The following is an 18,149-nucleotide window of genomic DNA, read 5'->3' on the forward strand; positions in this document are numbered from 1 at the left end:
AGTGGTAAATGGCGGCCACAGCCCATAGATCCAAGGCGAAATCTCTCCACCGCGCCGGGCGTTACTAAGCCGCATCATTTTCAGCTATCGACACAAGCGTGGAGTGCCCTATACCGGTACCGCCCAAAGGGCTGTCAAATCGGGGGCTGCCATGAGAATCCTTCACGCCACGTCCATCGCACTGGTGTCCGCCTTCACCCCATGGCTAGCAGGATCGGCATGGGCCCAGTCCTGCCCCGCAGCCTGGAACTCGTCATCGGTCTACACGGCGGGCGCGCAGGCCAGCGAGAATGGCATCATCTATCGCGCCAATTGGTGGACCCAGAATCAGGACCCCGCCACCAACAATGGGGGATCAGGCACCGGGCAGCCGTGGACCCAGTCCGGATCGTGCTCCAGTTGCACCGCCGTGCCGCCGGTCCCCAAGGGCCTTGCCGCGTCCGGCACCACCGGCAACGCGACGACGCTGACATGGACCCCGGTCACGGTCGCGAACTGCACCATATCGGGCTACCAGATCTATGTGAATGGCACCCTGACGACGACCTCGGCCGGCGCCAGCGTGACGGTGTCGGGCCTGACGCCGCTCACCTCCTACAGCTTTGCCGTTGCAGCGGTGGATTCGGTCGGTGCGTCAGCCAAATCGGCGCCGGTCACCGTCACCACCCTCAGCGGCCCGCCGCCCAGCACGGCCAGCACAGGGACGATCAATTTCCATCTGCTGCTGGGTGTCGGCACCGCCCAGGACTCGCTCACCCTCACAGGTGGGAATTACGACGACCTGATCATGTCAAATATCGTCGCCGGCGTGCTGCTGGGCCATCTCATCGATGAAGGCTTTCCCGGCATCCAGTACAACAAGGACTATCTCTACGGATCGATCTTCGCCCAGCTGCTTCAGGAAAATATCGCGACCCAATACTATAAGTCGAGCAGCGACCTCATCGATCCGAATGCAAACCAGCAGGCGGTCATGGGCGTCGGCCAGGGCGGGCCGTACCAGATCAACAACTATGCCGCCGACATGGTCTCCGGCAGCTACCAGCCCAAGGGCCATTCGCTCATAAATTATGTGGCGATCCAGAAGAACATCGGCTTCACCATGGCCAATGCGGCCACACAATACACCAAGGCGACGCCGGCCTCCTTCAACAACAAATACTATGGCCCGGCCCTGGTGGCCTACTTCCACTACAACGACCTCGTTGCGCTGAACGTCACCGGAAAGGGCGCGGGAGGCTGGACCACCCCGTGGGAGCCGGCCTTCGATACGGCGCTGAAGAACTTCACGACGCTGCCGAACAGCTTCCTCGATGTGATCCTGAACGTCGCCTACAATCAGGGCTTCTACGGACCGCTCGTGTCCCGCTACAGCAATCTCGGCGCCACGGCGACGGCCGCGACCGTGACATCGGTGAACAACTATAGTTCGGCCTGGGGAAGCTCGGATACCTACGTTCAGTATCCGTATCAGGTCCATTATTACCTGGACCAGCTCTACAACAACCCGATCCCGACCACGAGCCCGTCCCTGAAGACCACGCCGACCAACAGCGTCGTCTTCAACATGAGCGCGCTGGCCAACGTTTTCTCGAGGGTTGCCCAGACCCTGTCCTATTCCAACGGCACCAACCCCGCGCAGTTCTACACCGCAGCGCAGGCGAGCGCGGCGTTCTCGTCGGCGCTCACCAAGCTCAAGGTCGCAAGCTCGGCCAAGCTTGACCTGAGCAAGGCAACGGCCCGGGCGACCATCTTCTCTGTCATCGACGCGGCGCTTGCCAACCTCGAAGCCGCGAGCGGCATGAAGTTCATCAGCACCACTGACAAGCAACTCTGATGCACGCCGGGAAGGCGGGGGCGGGTTCTCCCGCAGGCTCCGCCTTCCGCTCAGCTGTTGCCGTACGGGATGATGCGCGTGGTGTCCTCGCCCTTGTGGAAGGCGATGGCGAGGCGGAAGCTGTGCGCCATCCGCTCGGCATGGGCGATGGCCTGCTGGGCCGCATCGGGTGGCAGCACCTCAAGGGCGGTCGGGCGGAACAGGGCGAGCCAGCGCGCGAATTGCGGTTCGCCCGCATCGCTGCCGAGCGCCAGGTGCGGCGGCAGGGGGCGGCCTTCGTAGCGGCCGGACTTCAGCAGCACCGAGGACCAGAAGTCGCACATCTTGGCGAGATGGACCGGCCAGGCCTCGTCGGCGATGCGACCGCCGAAGATGGGGCCGAGCAGGGCGTCCTTTTGAACGCGCGCATAGAAGGTATGGACCAGACGACGGACCGCGGCTTCGTCGAGCCCCTCGGGCTGCGGTTCCTGCGATGCAGGCGGGGAGGGGGTGTTGGTTGCCGTCATGCGTCGCGCCTCCTCGGCTGCGGCCGGTGCGCGGGTCGATCCGCGCGTTCGTCAGGGTGGAGGACACTCCCGCCGCTGCCGGCCGGGAACCATGCGACTTGCGGCCACATGAGCCCGTCCGCGCAGCCGCCGTTCCCGAGGGGCGCCTTGCAAAAGGGGCGGCAATATGGCTCTTGAGCCCGACGGCACGGGACACGCCTCCGCTGAGCGCCCCGGGCCAAGGGGATGGCCGGAGACGGGAAAATGATCGATTACGTCGAGCTGCGCCGCGGCATGGTGGATAGCCAGGTGCGCACCAACAACGTCACCGACCCGGGCATCGTCGGTGCGATGCTGGAAATCCCCCGCGAGCTTTTCGTTCCGGCCCAGCTCAAGTCGCTCGCTTATATCGACGATGACCTCGCTCTGACCTCCGGCAGCCCGACCCGCTACCTCATCGAGCCCATGATCCTCGCGCGCCTCATCCAGGAGGCGGACGTGCAGGAGCATGACCACGTGCTCGATATCGGCGGCGGCACCGGCTATTCGGCCGCCGTTCTCTCCCGCCTCGCCCAGCAGGTCGTGGCCGTGGAAGAAGATGCCGGCCTCGCCGCCACAGCCACCGCCACGCTCGCCGAGATCGGCGTCGCCAACGTCGCGGTGATGCAGGGCCCGCTGAACGCGGGCTGGAAGGCGGAAGCCCCCTACGACCTCATCCTCCTCAACGGCTCGGTGGACGAGGTGCCGGCCGCCCTGTTCGATCAGGTGAAGGAAGGCGGACGCCTTGTCGCCGTCGTTGGTCACGGCGGGGCGGGCAAGGCCTGCGTGTTTACCAAGGTGGCGGGTTCCGTGAGCGAGCGGGTCGCCTTCAACGCCGCCGTTCCCGCGCTTCCCGGCTTCAAGGCCGCGCCCCGCTTCACTTTCTGACCACTGTGGCGCGTTTGCCGCGGTAGGCCGAAAACGCCGCTTCCATCGAACCGATCGGTTTCGGATCGGGAGCGGGACCGATATCTTACCGAAAAGTTACCGCGCGGCAGAGTCGGTGCGGCGAGTCTGCATGGCCGTGTCGGATCGGGAGATTGGGATGTCGGTTGCAAAGCGCATTCGCCGAAGCGGTGTTGCATGTTTGGCGGGCGTCAGTGTCTTTGCTTTGGCTATGGGTGTCGCGTCTGCCCAGTCGCTGGATCAGGCGCTGGCCATGGCCTACACAAACAACCCCACGCTGAACGCCCAGCGCGCAGGAACCCGCGCCACGGACGAAACCGTGCCGCAGGCCTTGTCCGGCTATCGCCCGACCCTGAACGCCACCGCGCAGGCCGGGCCGGAATTTGCCAAGCAGCAGGCTTCCGGCGTCAAGACGAGCGGGTGGCTCTGGCCGCGCGCGTTCGCGCTCAATGCGGCCTACACGCTGTTCAACGGCTTCGTCACCGCCAACCAGACCCGCAACGCCGAGTCGCAGGTGCGGGGATCGCGCGAGACGCTGCGCAACACCGAGCAGACGGTGATGCTGAATGGCGTCACGGCCTACATGAACGTCATTCAGGCCATCGCCCTTCTTGAACTGCAAAAGCAGAGTCTGGCCGCGTTCCAGCAGGAATTGCGCGCGACGCGCGACCGCTTCAACGTGGGTGAGGTGACCCGTACCGACGTGGCCCAGGCCGAAGCCCGGGTGGCGGATGCGCAGTATCAGGTGAGCCAGGCGGTCGCGAACCTTTCCACGGCCCGCGCGAACTATCGGCAGGTGATCGGCGTCGAGCCGGGCAAGCTCACCACGCCGCGCTCGATTGAGGCCACGCTGCCGGGATCCGTGGACAAGGTGATCTCCACCGGCCTCAGCAATCACCCAGCCGTCAAGGCGTCCGAATTCGCCGTGGACGCGGCGATGTTCCAGGTGAAAGTCGCGGAGGGCGGCTTGGCGCCGAACCTTTCGCTTCAGGGCCAGCTCTCCCAGTCCTACGACCAGAACTTCTCGGTCGACTCCCAGTCCGGCGCTGCGGTGACGCTCAATCTCTCGGTGCCGATCTACCAGGGCGGCGTCGAGTACGCGAACATCCGTCAGGCCAAGGAATTGCTGACGCAGGCGCGTATCGAGGTGGACGTGAACCGCGACACCATCCGCGCCCAGGCCGTGCAGTATTGGGGGGCACTTGAGGCCGCGAAGGCACAGATTCAGGCGGCTCAGGCGTCCGTCGCCGCCAACACGCTCGCCCTTGAGGGCGTCCGCGAGGAATGGCGGGTCGGCCAGCGCACCACCACCGACGTGCTGAACGCCCAGCGCGACCTCACCAACTCGCAGTCGTCCTTGGTCGTCGCGCAGCGCGACCGGGTGGTGGCCGCCTATGCGCTGATCTCCACCATCGGCCGGCTGGATGCCCTGTCGCTGGGTCTGAAGGTGAATTATTACGACCCTCGCGTGCATTACAATCAGGTGCGCGACAGCTGGGCCGGTGTTCGCACGCCTGACGGCAAATAATCCCCAAGACGCCCCTGCGACAGTTGTTGCTGCCAACTGAGGCGGTGCCATACTCCCTCTACAACTGGCGATTCTCTCCGTCGGCTTCCGTGTGCGGATAGTTTCCGCATACGGATGTCCGCCGGTTCGTCTTCGGCCGAGGTCGGGACATGGCTGCGAGCCCCAAGGTGCAGGAACCGTCGATGGAAGAAATCCTGGCCTCCATTCGCCGCATCATGGCGGATGACGAGCAGCCGGCGGCGCACGCCGAGGCTGCTCCCCGCCGCGGCGAAAATCCGCCTTCCGGCGATGGGCGCCCCCGCCGTCCGCCGGAGCCCCGTGTGGTGGCGCAGCGGCAGGCGCCGCCTGAGCCGCCACCTATTCCCCGCCGTCCAGCTCCGCGAGAGGCCGCTCCGGTTGCCGGGGCCTATGCGGCGGCGCCGCGGCCCGCGTCACGTCCGGCAGCGCCTGTGCGTCCCGCCGGCGAGCGTCCTGCCGCAGAAGCGCCCGCAAGGCAGCAACGTCCGTGGCTGGATGAACAGGATGAAGCGGTCTTCGCCGAGGCCGCCGCTGCCCTGCGTCAAGCCCGCCACGAGCCTCCTCCCGCGTCACAGCGCGCAGAACCGCGCCCGGTGCAGCAGCCGACCTATCCCGACCATCCGGTGGAGGAAATGGAAGATCGCCACGAGCCTGCCGCGGCCCAGCCCCAGCCGCGGCCCCTGCGACCGCAGCCGGCGTCTTCCGCTTTCGAGGACCATCGTCCGGTGCAGCCGGCCGGCGATGGCCATCCCGCGGAGAGCGTGCGCCGTCGCGACCTGCTCTCTGCCAATGCGGATGCTGCGGTGATGGCCGCCTTCCGCAATCTCGGCGACGTTCTGCTGCCGCAGAAGGAGCGCACGGTGGAAGATCTCGTGAAGGAGATTCTGCGCCCCATGCTCAAGGACTGGCTGGACGCCAATCTGCCGACCATCGTCGAGGATCTGGTGCGGGCCGAGATCGAGCGCGTCGCCCGCCGCCAGCGTTAGGCCCGCGGGCCTCGCCACACACCTCTCTTTCCATTCCCGTGCGGCCGGCGTGTTGACGCCGGACCGTGCGTCCGGCTTAAACGCCGGCTGACCCGTTCCGACCACAGCGGACGCGGAGCCGGCCCGGCGCGCTGCGCCGGCGACGGCCGAGCGGCGCCGCGGAGTCCCGTTCATGCTGGAAAAAGTCTTCGATCCCGCCGCCGTTGAAGATCGCATCGCCGATCGCTGGGAAAATGCCGGCGCGTTCCGCTGCGGCCGTCCCGAGCGCAAGGACGCGGAAGGCTTCTCCATCGTCATCCCACCGCCGAACGTCACCGGCTCCCTGCACATGGGCCACGCGCTCAACAACACGTTGCAGGACGTGCTGGCACGGTTCGAGCGCATGCGCGGCAAGGACGTGCTCTGGCAGCCGGGCACCGACCACGCCGGCATCGCCACCCAGATGGTGGTGGAACGCCAGCTCGCCGCCCAGAAGCTGCCCGGCCGCCGCGACCTCGGCCGCGAGGCCTTCATCGAGAAGGTGTGGGCGTGGAAGGCCGAATCGGGCGGCACCATCGTCAACCAGCTGAAGAAGCTCGGCGCCTCCTGCGACTGGTCGCGCGAGCGCTTCACCATGGATGAGGGGCTCTCCCGCGCCGTCCTCAAGGTGTTCGTGCAGCTCTATCGCGAGGGGCTGATCTACAAGGACAAGCGCCTCGTCAACTGGGACCCCAAGCTGATCACCGCCATCTCGGACCTTGAGGTGCTGCAGGTGGAGGTGAAGGGCAATCTCTGGCACCTGCGCTATCCCATCGAGGGCGAGAAGGACCGCTTCATCGTCGTCGCCACCACCCGTCCCGAGACCATGCTCGGCGACACGGCGGTGGCGGTGCATCCGGACGACGAGCGCTATCGCGACCTCATCGGCAAGCACGTCATCCTCCCGCTGATGGGCCGGCGTATCCCCATCGTCGCGGATGAGTATTCCGATCCCGAGAAGGGCTCCGGCGCGGTGAAGATCACCCCGGCGCACGATTTCAACGACTTCGACGTGGGGCGCCGGCACGATTTGCCGATGATCAACGTGCTCGATGCCGAGGCGCGGATCGACCCGCAGGGTATCCAGGACGATTACGCCGAGCGGCCCGAGGCCTATGTGGACCTGCCGGACGCAGCGGGCGTGCTCAGCCATCTGGCGGGCATGGACCGTTTCGCCGCGCGCAAGCACATCGTCGAGCTGCTCACCTCGCTGGAGCTGCTGGAGACCATCGAGCCGCACACCCACATGGTGCCCCACGGCGACCGCTCCAACGTGGTCATCGAGCCGTGGCTGACCGACCAGTGGTACGTGGACGCCAAGACCCTCGCCCAGCCGGCGCTGGCGGCGGTGCGCGAGGGGCGCACCACCTTTGTGCCGAAGAACTGGGAAAAGACCTATTTCGAGTGGCTGGAGAACATCCAGCCCTGGTGCATCTCGCGCCAACTCTGGTGGGGCCACCAGATCCCGGCCTGGTACGACCCCTTCGGCAACGTCTTCGTCGCCGAGGACGAGGATCAGGCTTTCGAGGAGGCGCTGGCCCACAATGTCGGCAATGAGAGCCTGTCGCCCGAGGAGGCGCAGGCGCTGATCGACGATGCGGACAAGCGGGCAGGGTTCCTCACCCGCGACGAGGACGTGCTGGACACGTGGTTCTCGTCCGCCCTGTGGCCCTTCTCCACCATGGGCTGGCCCGACGAGACGGCCGAGCTGAAGAAGTTCTATCCCACCAGCGTGCTGGTGACGGGCTTTGACATCATCTTCTTCTGGGTCGCCCGGATGATGATGATGGGCCTGCACTTCATGGACGGCGAAGTGCCGTTCAAGGACGTCTACATCCACGCCCTCGTCCGCGACGAGAAGGGGGCGAAGATGTCGAAGTCCAAGGGCAACGTCATCGACCCGCTCGACCTGGTGGAGAAGTACGGCGCGGACGCCCTGCGCTTCACACTTGCCGCCATGGCGGCGCAGGGACGCGACATCAAGCTCGCCACCTCCCGCGTCGAGGGCTACCGCAACTTCGCGACCAAGCTCTGGAATGCGGTCCGGTTCGCCCAGATGAACGGCTGCGTGCGCGCGGACGGGTTCGATCCGGCGAAGGTGGAGGGCACCCTCAACCGCTGGATCATCGGCGAGGCCGCGCGTGCGTCGTCAGAGGTGAGCGAGGCGATCCTCGCCTATCGCTTCAACGAGGCAGCCGGCGCGGTCTACCGCTTCATCTGGAACGTGGTGTGCGACTGGCACCTGGAACTGGCGAAGCCCGTGCTCTCCGGCCCCGACGGCGCGGCGAAGGACGAGACCCGCGCCGCCACCGCCTATGTGCTCGACGTGGCCATGGGCCTGCTGCACCCGTTCATGCCGTTCCTCACCGAGGAATTGTGGTCGGAGACCGGCAAGGAGGGGCCGGCGCGCACCAGCCTGCTCGCGCTGGCGCCGTGGCCGGACCTGACTGGCCTCGAGGCGCCCGACGCCGAGGCCGAGGTGGGCTGGGTGGTGGACCTCATCACCGAGATCCGCTCCGTGCGGGCGGAGATGAACGTGCCGGCTGGCGCGCAGGTGCCCCTCGTGCTGGTGCAGCCCGGCGCGGAGACGACCGCGCGCGTGGCCGCCTGGGATGACGCCATCCGCCGCCTCGCCCGCCTGTCCGACGTTTCTGTGTCCGATCAGGTGCCCGCCAGCTCGGTGCAAATGGTGGTCCGGGGCGAAGTGGTGGCTCTGCCGCTCGCCGGCGTGGTCGACCTCGGCGCGGAGCTGGCCCGCCTGCGCAAGGAAGAGGGCAAGCTCGACCAGGAGGTCGCCCGCATCGACGCCAAGCTCGGCAACGAGAGCTTCGTCGCCCGAGCGCCGGAAGAGGTGGTGGAAGCCGAGCGCGAGAAGCGCGAGGAATACGTCCTGCGCAAGGAGAAGGTCCGGGCCGCCATCAGCCAGCTCTCCGCTGGTGCCTGAGGGCGCGGCTTTCCGAAACGTCAATGGCGAGTGGCCGAGGCGCGGGGGCAAGTGTTGCCGCCGCGCCTCAGTTTTTGCCGACCGTCTTGATCATGGTTAAGACTTGAACTTTCCGGCCGCCTTCTTGCAGGGTCTTGGCGCCTGTTATTGTGACAGAGAAGACACACTCCCGATCCTTTGAACGTGCTGGGTTCCCGTAGGGGCCTTACGCCGCGAACTCGCCACAAAACGACATGAAATCGAACCTCAACGCGCTGCGGTGAGCGTAACCCGGAATGTGTTTCCGGCCGCCGCGCCTGAGGTGGGTCCTGATGGACGGTCGTTGCACATGGCGAGAGGATGCCCCGGCGGGCGGCGCCGGGCTTCGCCCGAAAGGTCGCCTCAGAGGTGCCGCTGCTCGGCCTTTCCTCGGCCCCGATATTGCCGCCGCGTCAGTTCACCTTCCGTCCATCATGAATTCGGTTGCGACACACGGGACATTTCGGGGCGCGATGAACGGGACGGCGAGCGCGTCGCGCCGCCGCCCGCGCCGGGTGCGCGTGCCTGCCGCGATTACCGGCGTGCTCTTCCTCGCCGTGGCCGGTCTTGCGGCCGGCCGCGCCCATGCCTTCGACGGCACCGCGCAGACCCTCCAGCCCTACGAGATGCAGCCGCTGACGCCGCCGGCCAACGTGCCGCTGGCGCCGCAGGTTCGCCCCGTGGACGAAGCCTTCCGCACCGGGGCGCAGGCGCTCCGCGCCGGCCAGACCGCCAAGGGCATCGACGCCCTCGGCTATGCGGCCGCGCAGGGCCACGCCATGGCCCAGTGGAAGCTCGGCCGCATCTATATGGACGGTGACGGCGTCAAGCGCGACGACGCCAAGGCGTTCGAATATTTCCAGAAGATCGCCAGCAGCCACGCCGAGGACTATCCCGGCACTGCTCAGTCGCGGTTCGTCGCCAATGCCTTCGTGGCGCTGGGCTCCTATTATCTCGTGGGCATCCCCTCCGCCGGGGTGAAGCGCGATCCCTCCCGGGCGCGGGACATGTTCTCCTATGCCGCCTCCTACTTCGGCGACGCGGACGGGCAGTACCAGCTCGGCAAGCTCTATCTTGAAGGCGTCGGCGGCCCCCGCGACGCGCGCAACGCCGGCCGCTGGCTGACGCTCGCTTCTCAGAAGGGCCAGTACGAGGCCCAGGCGACTCTCGGCGTGCTGCTCTTCCGCGGTGACGAGGGCGTGCCCCGCCAGCGGGCCCGTGGCCTGATGTGGCTGACGTTGGCCCGCGATTCCGCCGTTCGTCCTGAGGACAAGTGGGTGGTGAACGCCCACGAGCAGGCTTTCGCCGAGGCGACGCCGGACGAGCGCGAGAAGGCGCTCGGCTATCTGGAAGTGTGGCTGAAGACGGCGAAGCGCTGAGATCTACCCGTCCGAGGGGCGTTCGCCGTCGTAGCGCGGCAATGCCGCGCCGAGATCACGCGCCATGTGCAGTGCCGAGCTGACCCAGATGTGATGGGTCGGCGATACGCGGTCGGGATCGTCCAGCGTACCGATGGTGACGTCCACATCAGCTTCCCGCGCCATGTCGAACACGATCGGGCTGCCGCAATTGCCGCAGAAGCGCCGGGTGACGCCGGGGCTCGATTCGAAGATGGCAGGCTCGCCCGAGATGAAGGCGACATCCTCCCGCGCCACGGAAACCCAGGGCAGGGCCGCGGAGCCGGAGGCGCGGCGGCACATGGTGCAGTGGCACCAATAGGCGCTTTTCACCCGTTGCAGTCGGTAACGCAGGCGGCCGCACAGGCAGCCACCTTCGAGCGTCGTCGTGTCCCCCGCCATTTTGTCCTCACGCCGCGATGGAGAAGTCGGCCCACACCGGCACATGGTCGGACGGCTTCTCCCAGGCGCGGACATGCTTGTCGACGCCGGTGGCAATCAGCCGGTCGGCCGCCTGCGGCGACAGCAGGAGGTGGTCGATGCGGATGCCGTTGTCCCGCTGCCAGGCGCCGGCCTGGTAATCCCAGAAGGTGAACAGCCGGCCGGCGTCGGAGGTGGCGCGCAGGGCGTCGGTAAAGCCGAGATTGAGCAGGGAACGGAACGCCTGCCGGGTGCGCGGCAGGAACAGGGCATCGCCCGTCCAGGCCGCGGGATCGGCGGCGTCGCGCGGCTCGGGAATCACGTTGAAGTCGCCTGCGAGCACCAGCGGCTCCTCCAGCTTCAGCCGGTCGGCGGCGAAGGCGGACAGGCGCTCCATGAAGCCGAGCTTGTAGGGGTATTTCTCGGTCTCCGGCGGGTTGCCGTTGGGCAAATAGATGCAGGCCACCCGCACCACGCCGCCCTTCACCGACACCACCGCCTCGATGAAGCGGGCCTGCTCGTCTCCGTCATCGCCGGCAAGGCCGTGGGTCACGTCCTCCAGCGGCAGGCGGGAGAGGAGGGCGACGCCATTGAAGCCCTTCTGCCCATGCACGCTCACGTTATAGCCCAGCGCCTCGAACGCCTCCTTCGGGAAGGCCTCGGTCTGGCACTTGATCTCCTGGATGCAGACCACGTCCGGCCGGGTCTCGCCCAGCCAGCGGACCGCGTGGTCGAGACGCTGGCGGATGGAATTCACGTTCCAGGTGGCGATGCGCATGGGATGGCGGCTCCTTCGCGGGGGAGGATACGCCGGCCCACCGGGGAGGCAATGGGGCGGAGCGCCTTACCTATCGCCACACCTCTCACGACCCGCCAAAGGGTTGCGGCAGCGAGCAAAGAGTGGCAGGAACGCCGGATGACAATCTCTGGCGGCCCGGCGGCATGACCTTCGCGTCCATCGAATTCCTGTTCTATTTTTTCCCGCTCTTTCTGGTCGCCTATTTCTCCGCGAAGACCATCACCACGCGGAACTACATCTTTCTGGCCTTCTCGCTCGTCTTCTATTCGGCGGGCTATACGCCGCACATCCTCATCCTGCTTGCTTCGGTTGCGGCCAACTTCTTCCTCGCCAAGGCCATCGAGGTGCGCGAAGGCGCGGAGCGCAAGCGCGTGCTGGCGCTGGGCGTGACGCTGAACCTGCTCCTGCTCGGGGTATTCAAATACACCGGCTTCCTGGCGGAGAACCTCAACGCCCTCATCGAGCCGGCCGGACTGTTGCTGCCGGTGCCGCAGATCTCGCTGCCGCTGGGCATCTCCTTCTATTCGTTCCACGCCATTTCCTACCTCGCGGACATCTACAAGAAGAAGGTCCACGCCAACCGCGATCCGGCGCAGTTCGCCCTCTACATGTGCATGTTCCCGCAGCTCGTGGCCGGCCCCATCGTGCGCTACGCCACCGTGGCGCGGCAGCTCTCGCAGCGGCGGGTGACGCTGGGGCGGTTTTCGGCGGGCGCGCGGCTGTTCGTGATCGGTCTCGCCTGGAAGGTGCTGATCGCCGACGAGGTGGCGCGGCTGGTGGACGGGGTGTTCGACACCACCACCCACCCGACCTTCGTGGAGGCCTGGCTCGGCCTCTATGCCTATACGGTGCAGATCTATTTCGACTTCGCCGGCTATTCCACCATGGCGGTCGGCCTCGGCATCATGGTGGGCTTCGTGCTGCCGCGGAACTTCCGGCTGCCCTATACCGCCCATTCGATCACCGATTTCTGGCGGCGCTGGCACATGAGCCTGTCCGCCTTCCTGCGCGATTACCTCTACATCCCGCTGGGCGGAAACCGGCGCGGAGAGATGCGCACCTACATCAATCTCTCCGTGGTCTTCCTGCTGTGCGGACTGTGGCACGGGGCAAGCTGGACCTTCGTGATCTGGGGTGCGCATCACGGCGCCCTCCTCATCATCGAGCGCGCCTTCCTCGGCCGCTGGCTGAAGCGGATGCCCGGCGTCGTCAGCCACCTCTACACGGTGCTGGTGGTGATGATCGGCTGGGTCTGGTTCCGCGCCGACAGCCTGCCCGGCGCCATCGACATGTTCCATGGCCTCTCCGGCCTCAACGGCTTCAGCCGTGCCTCCATGGCGCTGGGCTTCGGGCTGACGCCGCTCGCCATCATGGCCCTGGTCGTGGGCGGGCTGATCGGCTTCTTCCGCTGGCCGCGCTGGAAAATCCTGTCGGGGGAGGGGGCCATGGCGCGGGTGGTGGATTTCGCGCTGATCGCGGTGCTGATGCTGGCGAGCGTCGCCTGGGTGGGCGGCACCAACGGCACGCCCTTCCTCTATTACCGGTTCTGAGGAGCGCCCGATGACACTGCTCTCCCGGCATCGCCGCTATCTGGGCGTCCTCGTCGCGGCCCTGTTCGGCTTCCTGCTGCTGTCGAACCTCATTCCCGACCCGCTCGCGAGCATGCAGTGGCGCGTGAAAGTGGCGCCCGAATGGGAGTTCAGCCGCAAGCTGGACCTGTGGTTCCGCAACATCGGCATCTTCATCCAGGACAATTTCGGCTTCCGCGCCACCCTGCCGGTTCTGCGCCGGGAGCTTCGGGCGGAGCTGGACTCCCCCGACAGCAAGCCGTTCTACGCCGGCCGTGACGGCCAGCTGTTCTGGGGCCGGGAGCAGACGCCCGCGCAATCCGCCGGTGCGCTGGTGCGGACGGCCAACGTGGAGCGCTTCGTCGACATGCTCGGCGAGATGCAGCGCATCCTTGCACCCCTCGGCACAAAGATCGTCGTCGCCCTCCCGCCCAACGCCCAGTCGGTGGAAACTGAGGCGCTGCCGCTGTGGAACGATGCGCTCACTTACCCCACGACGGAATACGACCTCGCGCTGGCGGGGCTGAAAGCGCGGGGCGTCACCACTGTGGACCTGCGCCCGGTGCTGAAGGCGAGCCCGGCGCCGCGCTATCTCCTCACCGACACCCATTGGAACGCCCGCTCGAGCATTCTCGCCTTCAATGCGGTGATGGTCGCCGCCGGTCATCCCGACTGGCAGGTGGACCCGGCGCAGGTGGTCGGCCAGCTGGAGCCGGCCGCGCGGGGCGACCTGCTGCGCGCCATGCGCATGCCGCCGGAGGTGAAGGAGGAGGATTTTCGCCTCAACCTGCCGGCCAAGGCGTCAAAGCCGCGCTTCGACCCCGTGCTGCGCAGCCTCAACGAGCACATCGCCTTCAAGTCGGTGGTGCGGGACTACGCGCCGGAGGGGCTCAGGGTCCTGATCATGGGCGATTCCTTCACCGCCCTGGCGTGGCCGCGCCTGTTCGCCAATGCACCGGTGAAGGAGGTGGCCTGGATGCACGCCTCCGCCCGGGTGACGGGCAATTGCGACTTCAGCTTCGACGACGTGAAGCGCTACGCGCCGGACCTCATCATCTATGCCCGCACGGAGCGCTTCTTCCCCTGCTACGGCGACGACTGGCCAAAGGGCTTGCCGCGCCTGTGGCGCAGCGCCGTGCCGCGCAACGTGGCGCCTTAGCAGGCGTGCGGCGTTCCAGCCGCGAAGCTGGAACGCGAGCGGATCAGACCGCGAAGCTGGACCCGCAGCCGCACTTGGCGGTGGCCATGGGGTTCGAGATCTTGAAGGCGGAGCCCATCAGGTCGGCCTTGTAGTCGAGCTGGGAGCCCTTGAAATAGTCGAGCGACATGCGATCGACCACGATCTTGGCGCCTTCCTTCTCGATGACGAGGTCATCGTCCGACTGTTCCTGCGTCACATCATACTTGTAGGAAAAGCCGGAACAGCCGCCGCCTTCCACGCTGATGCGCAGGAACGTGCCGGCAGGCTCGGGAGAAAGAATCTGGCAGATGCGGCGCGCGGCCGCGTCGGTCACCGTAAAATCCACTTCCGTCACCGGAGCATCGGCGGGAGCGGTCGTCGGGGCGAGGGAGGTTTCCATGGTATCGACTTTACGAATTGAAGCTGGCAATGGCTTCTAAGGTAAGTCCATCCGCCCCCGATTTAAAGGGCGGGCGGTGCAAAAGGGTTTTGTGCGTCGCCGCAGGTTCTTGTGCCGCGCCGGCCGGAACGGGGGAGGGGCGGTCATGGCGGTGAGCGGCGCAACGCCCCGCGTGGCCTGGGCCTGCGAAGCCGAACGGTCTCGCGGCCGGTTGGTCCCGGAACCCGAGATGCCGCCGCGCAGCCCGTTCCGGCGCGATTGCGACCGCATCATCCATTCCACGGCCTTCCGCCGCCTGAAGCAGAAGACGCAGGTCTTCGTCTTCAACGAGGGCGACCACTACCGCACCCGCCTCACCCACACGCTGGAGGTGGTGCAGGTGGCCCGCTCCATCGCCCGCGCGCTGGGGCTGGATGAGGACCTCGCCGAGGCGCTGGCGCTGGCGCACGATCTCGGCCACCCGCCTTTCGCCCATGCCGGCGAGCGGGCGCTGGACGCCTGCATGGCGGGGCAGGGGGGCTTTGACCACAACGCCCAGTCGCTGCGCGTCGTCACCCGCATCGAAGGCCGCTATGCCGCCTTCGACGGCCTCAACCTGACGTGGGAGACGCTGGAGGGCATCGCCAAGCACAACGGCCCGCTGACCGACCGCGAGGGCAACGGCATCGGCCGCTATCGCGACGGCCTGCCCCACGCCATCCGCGTGCATTCGGCCCAGCAGGATCTCGAATTGTGGAGTCACGCCTCTGCGGAGGCGCAGGTCGCCGCCATCTCCGACGACATCGCCTACGACGTACACGATCTCGACGACGGCCTGCGCGCCCGCATGTTCACGCTGGACGATATCGCCGGCCTGCCGCTGGTGGGCGAGGCGCTGGCCAGCGTGCGCGGGCGCTATCCCGGCCTCGACGTGCCGCGCACGGTGAACGAGGTGCTGAGGCTGGTCATCACCCTGCTCATCGAGGACGTGGTCGCCGAAAGCACCTGCCGCGCGCAGGCCGCCGGGGTGGCCTCGGCGGAGGATGTCCGGGCGCTCGGCGCGCCCATCGTCGCCTTCTCGGATGCCATGCGGCAGAAGGAGAAGGCGCTGAAGGGCTTTCTCTTTCCGCGCATGTACCGGCACGAACGGGTCAACCGCATCATGGCCGAGGCGCAGGGGGTCATCCGCGATCTGTTCGCCTATTTCATCAACCGCCCGAAGGACCTGCCGCCTTCCTGGCAGGACGGTATCGAGACGCTGGAAGGCGAGCGCCTCGCCCGCCGCGTCTGCGATTATATTGCGGGCATGACCGACCGCTACGCCCTCGACCAGCACGCCCGCTTCTTTGACTCGACACCGGACTTGCGTTAGGCGCGCCGGCAACCGAACCCGATTGGACCCCATTCCATGAACGTCTACGCGATCTTCGCCGATCACGTCCGCGAAGCCGTCGCCGCCCTTTCCGCCGAGGGCCTCGTCAAATCCGGTCTCGACCTCGCCCGCGTGGTGGTGGAGCCGCCGCGCGATGCGACCCATGGCGACCTCGCCACCAACGCGGCCATGGTGCTGTCGAAGGACGCCGGCCTGAAGCCGCGCGACCTCGCCGAGAAGATCGCGGGCAAGCTGCAGGCGGTGCCGGGTGTGGCGCGGGTGGACGTGGCCGGTCCCGGCTTCATCAACATCGCCCTCGATGCCGCCTTCTGGCCCAAGGTGCTCGCCGCCGCGCTCACAAAGGGCCTCGATTTCGGCCGCTCAAGGCTCGGCGCGGACGAGAAGGTGAATGTGGAGTACGTCTCCGCCAACCCCACCGGCCCCATGCATGTGGGCCATTGCCGGGGCGCCGTATTTGGCGATGCCATGGCGCGCCTGCTGGCCTTCGCCGGCTTTGCCGTGACCAAGGAATATTACATCAACGACGCCGGCGCCCAGGTGGACGTGCTCGGCCGCTCCGTCTTCCTGCGCTATCGCGAGGCGGTGACGGGCGAGAAGGCGGACATTCCGGACGGACTCTATCCCGGTGACTATCTCGTCGCCGTCGGTCAGCAGCTCGCCGAGATGCACGGCGGGGAATACATGGCCGCGCCGGAGAGCGAGTGGCTGCCTGTGTTCCGCTCCTTCGCCATCGGTTGCATGATGGAGATGATCCGCGACGACCTCACGGCCCTCGGCATAGAGTTCGACGTGTTCTTCTCCGAGCGCTCGCTGGCCTTCGGCGCGGTGGACAAGGTGGGCGCCACCATCGAGGCGCTGCGCGCGTCGGGCGAGGTCTATGAGGGACGCCTGCCGCCGCCCAAGGGCGCGCCCATCGAAGATTGGGAGGATCGCGAACAGACCCTGTTCCGCTCCACCGACTTCGGCGACGACGTGGACCGCCCGCTGAAGAAGTCGGACGGCAGCTACACCTATTTCGCCGGCGACATCGCCTACCACAAGGACAAGGTGGAGCGCGGCTTCCTCAAGATGATCGACGTCTGGGGCGCCGACCATGGCGGCTACGTGAAGCGCATGCAGGCGGCGGTGAAGGCCGTGTCGGGCGGCAAGGGCAGCCTCGATGTCGAGCTGATCCAGCTGGTGCGCCTGTTCCGCAATGGCGAGCCGGTGCGCATGTCCAAGCGCGCAGGCTCGTTCGTCACGCTGCGCGAGGTGGTGGACGAGGTGGGCCGGGACGCCGTGCGCTTCATGATGCTGTTCCGCAAGAATGATGCGCCGCTCGACTTCGACCTCGGCAAGGTGATCGAGCAGTCGCGCGAGAATCCCGTCTTCTACGTGCAGTATGCCCACGCCCGGGCCAAATCGATCCTGCGCAATGCAAGCGAGCAGTTCTCCGATCTGCCCGCCGAACCTGCCGCCTTCGCCGGGGCCGCCTTGTCGCGACTCGACGACGAAGGCGAACTGACGCTGCTGCGGCGCATCGCCTCCTGGCCGCGCCTCGTCGAACAGGCGGCAACGGCGCGCGAGCCGCACCGCATTTCGTTCTTCCTGCATGATCTGGCGAGCGAGTTCCACGCCCAGTGGAACCGGGGAAAAGACTTGCCACATTTACGCTTCATTATCGAGAATGATCGAGATTTGACCTCGGCTCGCCTCGCATTGGTGCATGGCGTTGCCACGGTACTCGCTTCCGGTCTCAAGGTGCTCGGGGTGGAGGCCGTTGACGAGATGAAATAATCGCTCGTCCGGTTGCGGTCCGGCGTATGCTGGCCGAGGTGCGGGCGGGGCTTTGTGGCCGGTTCGCGAAGATCCATTTCGCGAGGATCCGGCCGGGTGGGCGGCGCAACACATCGAGGCGACATGGGCGACGAAAGCAGGTACCGCTACCGGCGTGACGATGCTGCCACGGGAAGCGGCCCCGGCTCCCGGCCGGCGCAGGCCGCCAGTGGCGATCGCGCGGGTGGACGTGATCCCCTCGCCGAGCTTGCTCGGCTCATGGATCACGATCCCTTCGACGATTTCGACGGGCTCCAGCCCGAACAGCAGTCCCGTTCGGGCGCGCCCCAGCAGAGCGCGCCCCAGCAGGCGGCCCCCCGCCCGGCCCCCGCGCAGCGTTATGCGCCACCGGCAGCTCCCGCCCCGGCGCAGCGTCTGGCGCCGCCTCAGCCGCCGCGCGCCGCGCTCCAGCCGCCGCC

General features: G+C 67.0%; 14 protein-coding genes and 1 pseudogene. 11 read left to right on the plus strand and 4 right to left on the minus strand.

Features of this window, described 5'->3' with window-relative positions; genetic code table 11:
- The first annotated feature begins 151 nt into the window (after positions 1 to 151).
- Complete coding sequence (locus tag ACE3QW_RS22995; protein ID WP_374254269.1) at positions 152 to 1,837, plus strand: fibronectin type III domain-containing protein; 1,686 nt, start codon at positions 152 to 154, stop codon at positions 1,835 to 1,837.
- Between the two features lie 50 nt (positions 1,838 to 1,887).
- On the opposite strand, the gene ACE3QW_RS23000 is transcribed toward ACE3QW_RS22995, so the two are convergent.
- Entirely contained in the window at positions 1,888 to 2,343 is a 456-nt protein-coding gene (locus tag ACE3QW_RS23000) for a group III truncated hemoglobin (protein ID WP_029558561.1), read from the minus strand.
- A gap of 243 nt (positions 2,344 to 2,586) precedes the next feature.
- Between ACE3QW_RS23000 and ACE3QW_RS23005 the strand changes: the two genes are divergently transcribed.
- The 5 genes from ACE3QW_RS23005 to ACE3QW_RS23025 all read left to right on the plus strand — a co-directional run bounded on the left by ACE3QW_RS23005 (position 2,587) and on the right by ACE3QW_RS23025 (position 10,158).
- Positions 2,587 to 3,249, plus strand: coding sequence for a protein-L-isoaspartate O-methyltransferase (locus ACE3QW_RS23005; protein WP_250167527.1), 663 nt, complete (start codon positions 2,587 to 2,589; stop codon positions 3,247 to 3,249).
- A 157-nt stretch (positions 3,250 to 3,406) separates the two neighbouring features.
- Positions 3,407 to 4,795: a TolC family outer membrane protein gene (locus ACE3QW_RS23010; protein ID WP_029558559.1), complete on the plus strand. Its 1,389-nt coding sequence runs from the start codon at positions 3,407 to 3,409 to the stop codon at positions 4,793 to 4,795.
- 611 nt (positions 4,796 to 5,406) lie between these two features.
- Positions 5,407 to 5,799 carry a DUF2497 domain-containing protein gene (locus ACE3QW_RS23015; RefSeq protein ID WP_250167529.1) on the plus strand — a complete coding sequence of 131 codons (393 nt, stop codon included), beginning with the start codon at positions 5,407 to 5,409 and terminating at the stop codon, positions 5,797 to 5,799.
- A 172-nt stretch (positions 5,800 to 5,971) separates the two neighbouring features.
- Positions 5,972 to 8,761, plus strand: a complete 2,790-nt coding sequence (locus ACE3QW_RS23020; protein WP_374254273.1) for a valine--tRNA ligase — start codon at positions 5,972 to 5,974, stop codon at positions 8,759 to 8,761.
- Positions 8,762 to 9,252: 491 nt separating this feature from the next.
- Positions 9,253 to 10,158 carry a tetratricopeptide repeat protein gene (locus tag ACE3QW_RS23025; RefSeq protein WP_051679249.1) on the plus strand — a complete coding sequence of 302 codons (906 nt, stop codon included), beginning with the start codon at positions 9,253 to 9,255 and terminating at the stop codon, positions 10,156 to 10,158.
- 3 nt (positions 10,159 to 10,161) lie between these two features.
- Here the strand turns inward: ACE3QW_RS23025 and ACE3QW_RS23030 are convergent, their stop codons facing one another.
- Together ACE3QW_RS23030 and xth are read right to left on the minus strand one after the other, a co-directional pair.
- Complete coding sequence (locus ACE3QW_RS23030) at positions 10,162 to 10,578, minus strand: GFA family protein (protein ID WP_374254275.1); 417 nt, start codon at positions 10,576 to 10,578, stop codon at positions 10,162 to 10,164.
- A 7-nt stretch (positions 10,579 to 10,585) separates the two neighbouring features.
- A complete protein-coding gene (gene xth, locus ACE3QW_RS23035) occupies positions 10,586 to 11,374 on the minus strand; it encodes an exodeoxyribonuclease III (protein WP_029558554.1) in 789 nt (262 codons plus the stop codon).
- A 122-nt stretch (positions 11,375 to 11,496) separates the two neighbouring features.
- Between xth and ACE3QW_RS23040 the strand changes: the two genes are divergently transcribed.
- Complete coding sequence (locus ACE3QW_RS23040) at positions 11,497 to 12,945, plus strand: MBOAT family protein (protein WP_374254277.1); 1,449 nt, start codon at positions 11,497 to 11,499, stop codon at positions 12,943 to 12,945.
- A 10-nt stretch (positions 12,946 to 12,955) separates the two neighbouring features.
- Positions 12,956 to 14,122: a hypothetical protein gene (locus tag ACE3QW_RS23045; protein ID WP_374254278.1), complete on the plus strand. Its 1,167-nt coding sequence runs from the start codon at positions 12,956 to 12,958 to the stop codon at positions 14,120 to 14,122.
- A gap of 43 nt (positions 14,123 to 14,165) precedes the next feature.
- On the opposite strand, the gene erpA is transcribed toward ACE3QW_RS23045, so the two are convergent.
- Positions 14,166 to 14,543, minus strand: coding sequence for an iron-sulfur cluster insertion protein ErpA (gene erpA, locus ACE3QW_RS23050; protein WP_081837719.1), 378 nt, complete (start codon positions 14,541 to 14,543; stop codon positions 14,166 to 14,168).
- A 145-nt stretch (positions 14,544 to 14,688) separates the two neighbouring features.
- Here erpA and ACE3QW_RS23055 point away from each other — a divergent pair, with 145 nt between their 5' ends.
- The 3 genes and pseudogenes from ACE3QW_RS23055 to ACE3QW_RS23065 all read left to right on the plus strand — a co-directional run.
- Positions 14,689 to 15,894 (plus strand): deoxyguanosinetriphosphate triphosphohydrolase, encoded by a 1,206-nt coding sequence (locus ACE3QW_RS23055; RefSeq protein ID WP_374254280.1) that lies wholly within the window; start codon positions 14,689 to 14,691, stop codon positions 15,892 to 15,894.
- Positions 15,895 to 15,930: 36 nt separating this feature from the next.
- Complete coding sequence (gene argS, locus ACE3QW_RS23060) at positions 15,931 to 17,691, plus strand: arginine--tRNA ligase (protein WP_374254282.1); 1,761 nt, start codon at positions 15,931 to 15,933, stop codon at positions 17,689 to 17,691.
- A 123-nt stretch (positions 17,692 to 17,814) separates the two neighbouring features.
- A pseudogene (locus tag ACE3QW_RS23065) lies at positions 17,815 to 18,149 on the plus strand (hypothetical protein); the annotation flags it as partial.

The organism is Xanthobacter sp., from assembly GCF_041911315.1.
Classification (GTDB): Bacteria; Pseudomonadota; Alphaproteobacteria; order Rhizobiales; family Xanthobacteraceae; genus Xanthobacter; species Xanthobacter aminoxidans.

Excerpts from the sequence above, each read along its gene's own strand:
- ACE3QW_RS23030 (WP_374254275.1), bottom strand. The coding sequence starts at position 10,578 with ATGGCGGGGGACACGACGACGCTCGAAGGTGGCTGCCTGTGCGGCCGC.
- ACE3QW_RS23000 (WP_029558561.1), bottom strand. The coding sequence starts at position 2,343 with ATGACGGCAACCAACACCCCCTCCCCGCCTGCATCGCAGGAACCGCAG.
- ACE3QW_RS23055 (WP_374254280.1), top strand. The coding sequence starts at position 14,689 with ATGGCGGTGAGCGGCGCAACGCCCCGCGTGGCCTGGGCCTGCGAAGCC.
- argS (WP_374254282.1), top strand. The coding sequence starts at position 15,931 with ATGAACGTCTACGCGATCTTCGCCGATCACGTCCGCGAAGCCGTCGCC.
- ACE3QW_RS23010 (WP_029558559.1), top strand. The coding sequence starts at position 3,407 with ATGTCGGTTGCAAAGCGCATTCGCCGAAGCGGTGTTGCATGTTTGGCG.
- xth (WP_029558554.1), bottom strand. The coding sequence starts at position 11,374 with ATGCGCATCGCCACCTGGAACGTGAATTCCATCCGCCAGCGTCTCGAC.
- ACE3QW_RS23025 (WP_051679249.1), top strand. The coding sequence starts at position 9,253 with ATGAACGGGACGGCGAGCGCGTCGCGCCGCCGCCCGCGCCGGGTGCGC.
- ACE3QW_RS22995 (WP_374254269.1), top strand. The coding sequence starts at position 152 with ATGAGAATCCTTCACGCCACGTCCATCGCACTGGTGTCCGCCTTCACC.
- ACE3QW_RS23005 (WP_250167527.1), top strand. The coding sequence starts at position 2,587 with ATGATCGATTACGTCGAGCTGCGCCGCGGCATGGTGGATAGCCAGGTG.
- erpA (WP_081837719.1), bottom strand. The coding sequence starts at position 14,543 with ATGGAAACCTCCCTCGCCCCGACGACCGCTCCCGCCGATGCTCCGGTG.
- ACE3QW_RS23020 (WP_374254273.1), top strand. The coding sequence starts at position 5,972 with ATGCTGGAAAAAGTCTTCGATCCCGCCGCCGTTGAAGATCGCATCGCC.
- ACE3QW_RS23045 (WP_374254278.1), top strand. The coding sequence starts at position 12,956 with ATGACACTGCTCTCCCGGCATCGCCGCTATCTGGGCGTCCTCGTCGCG.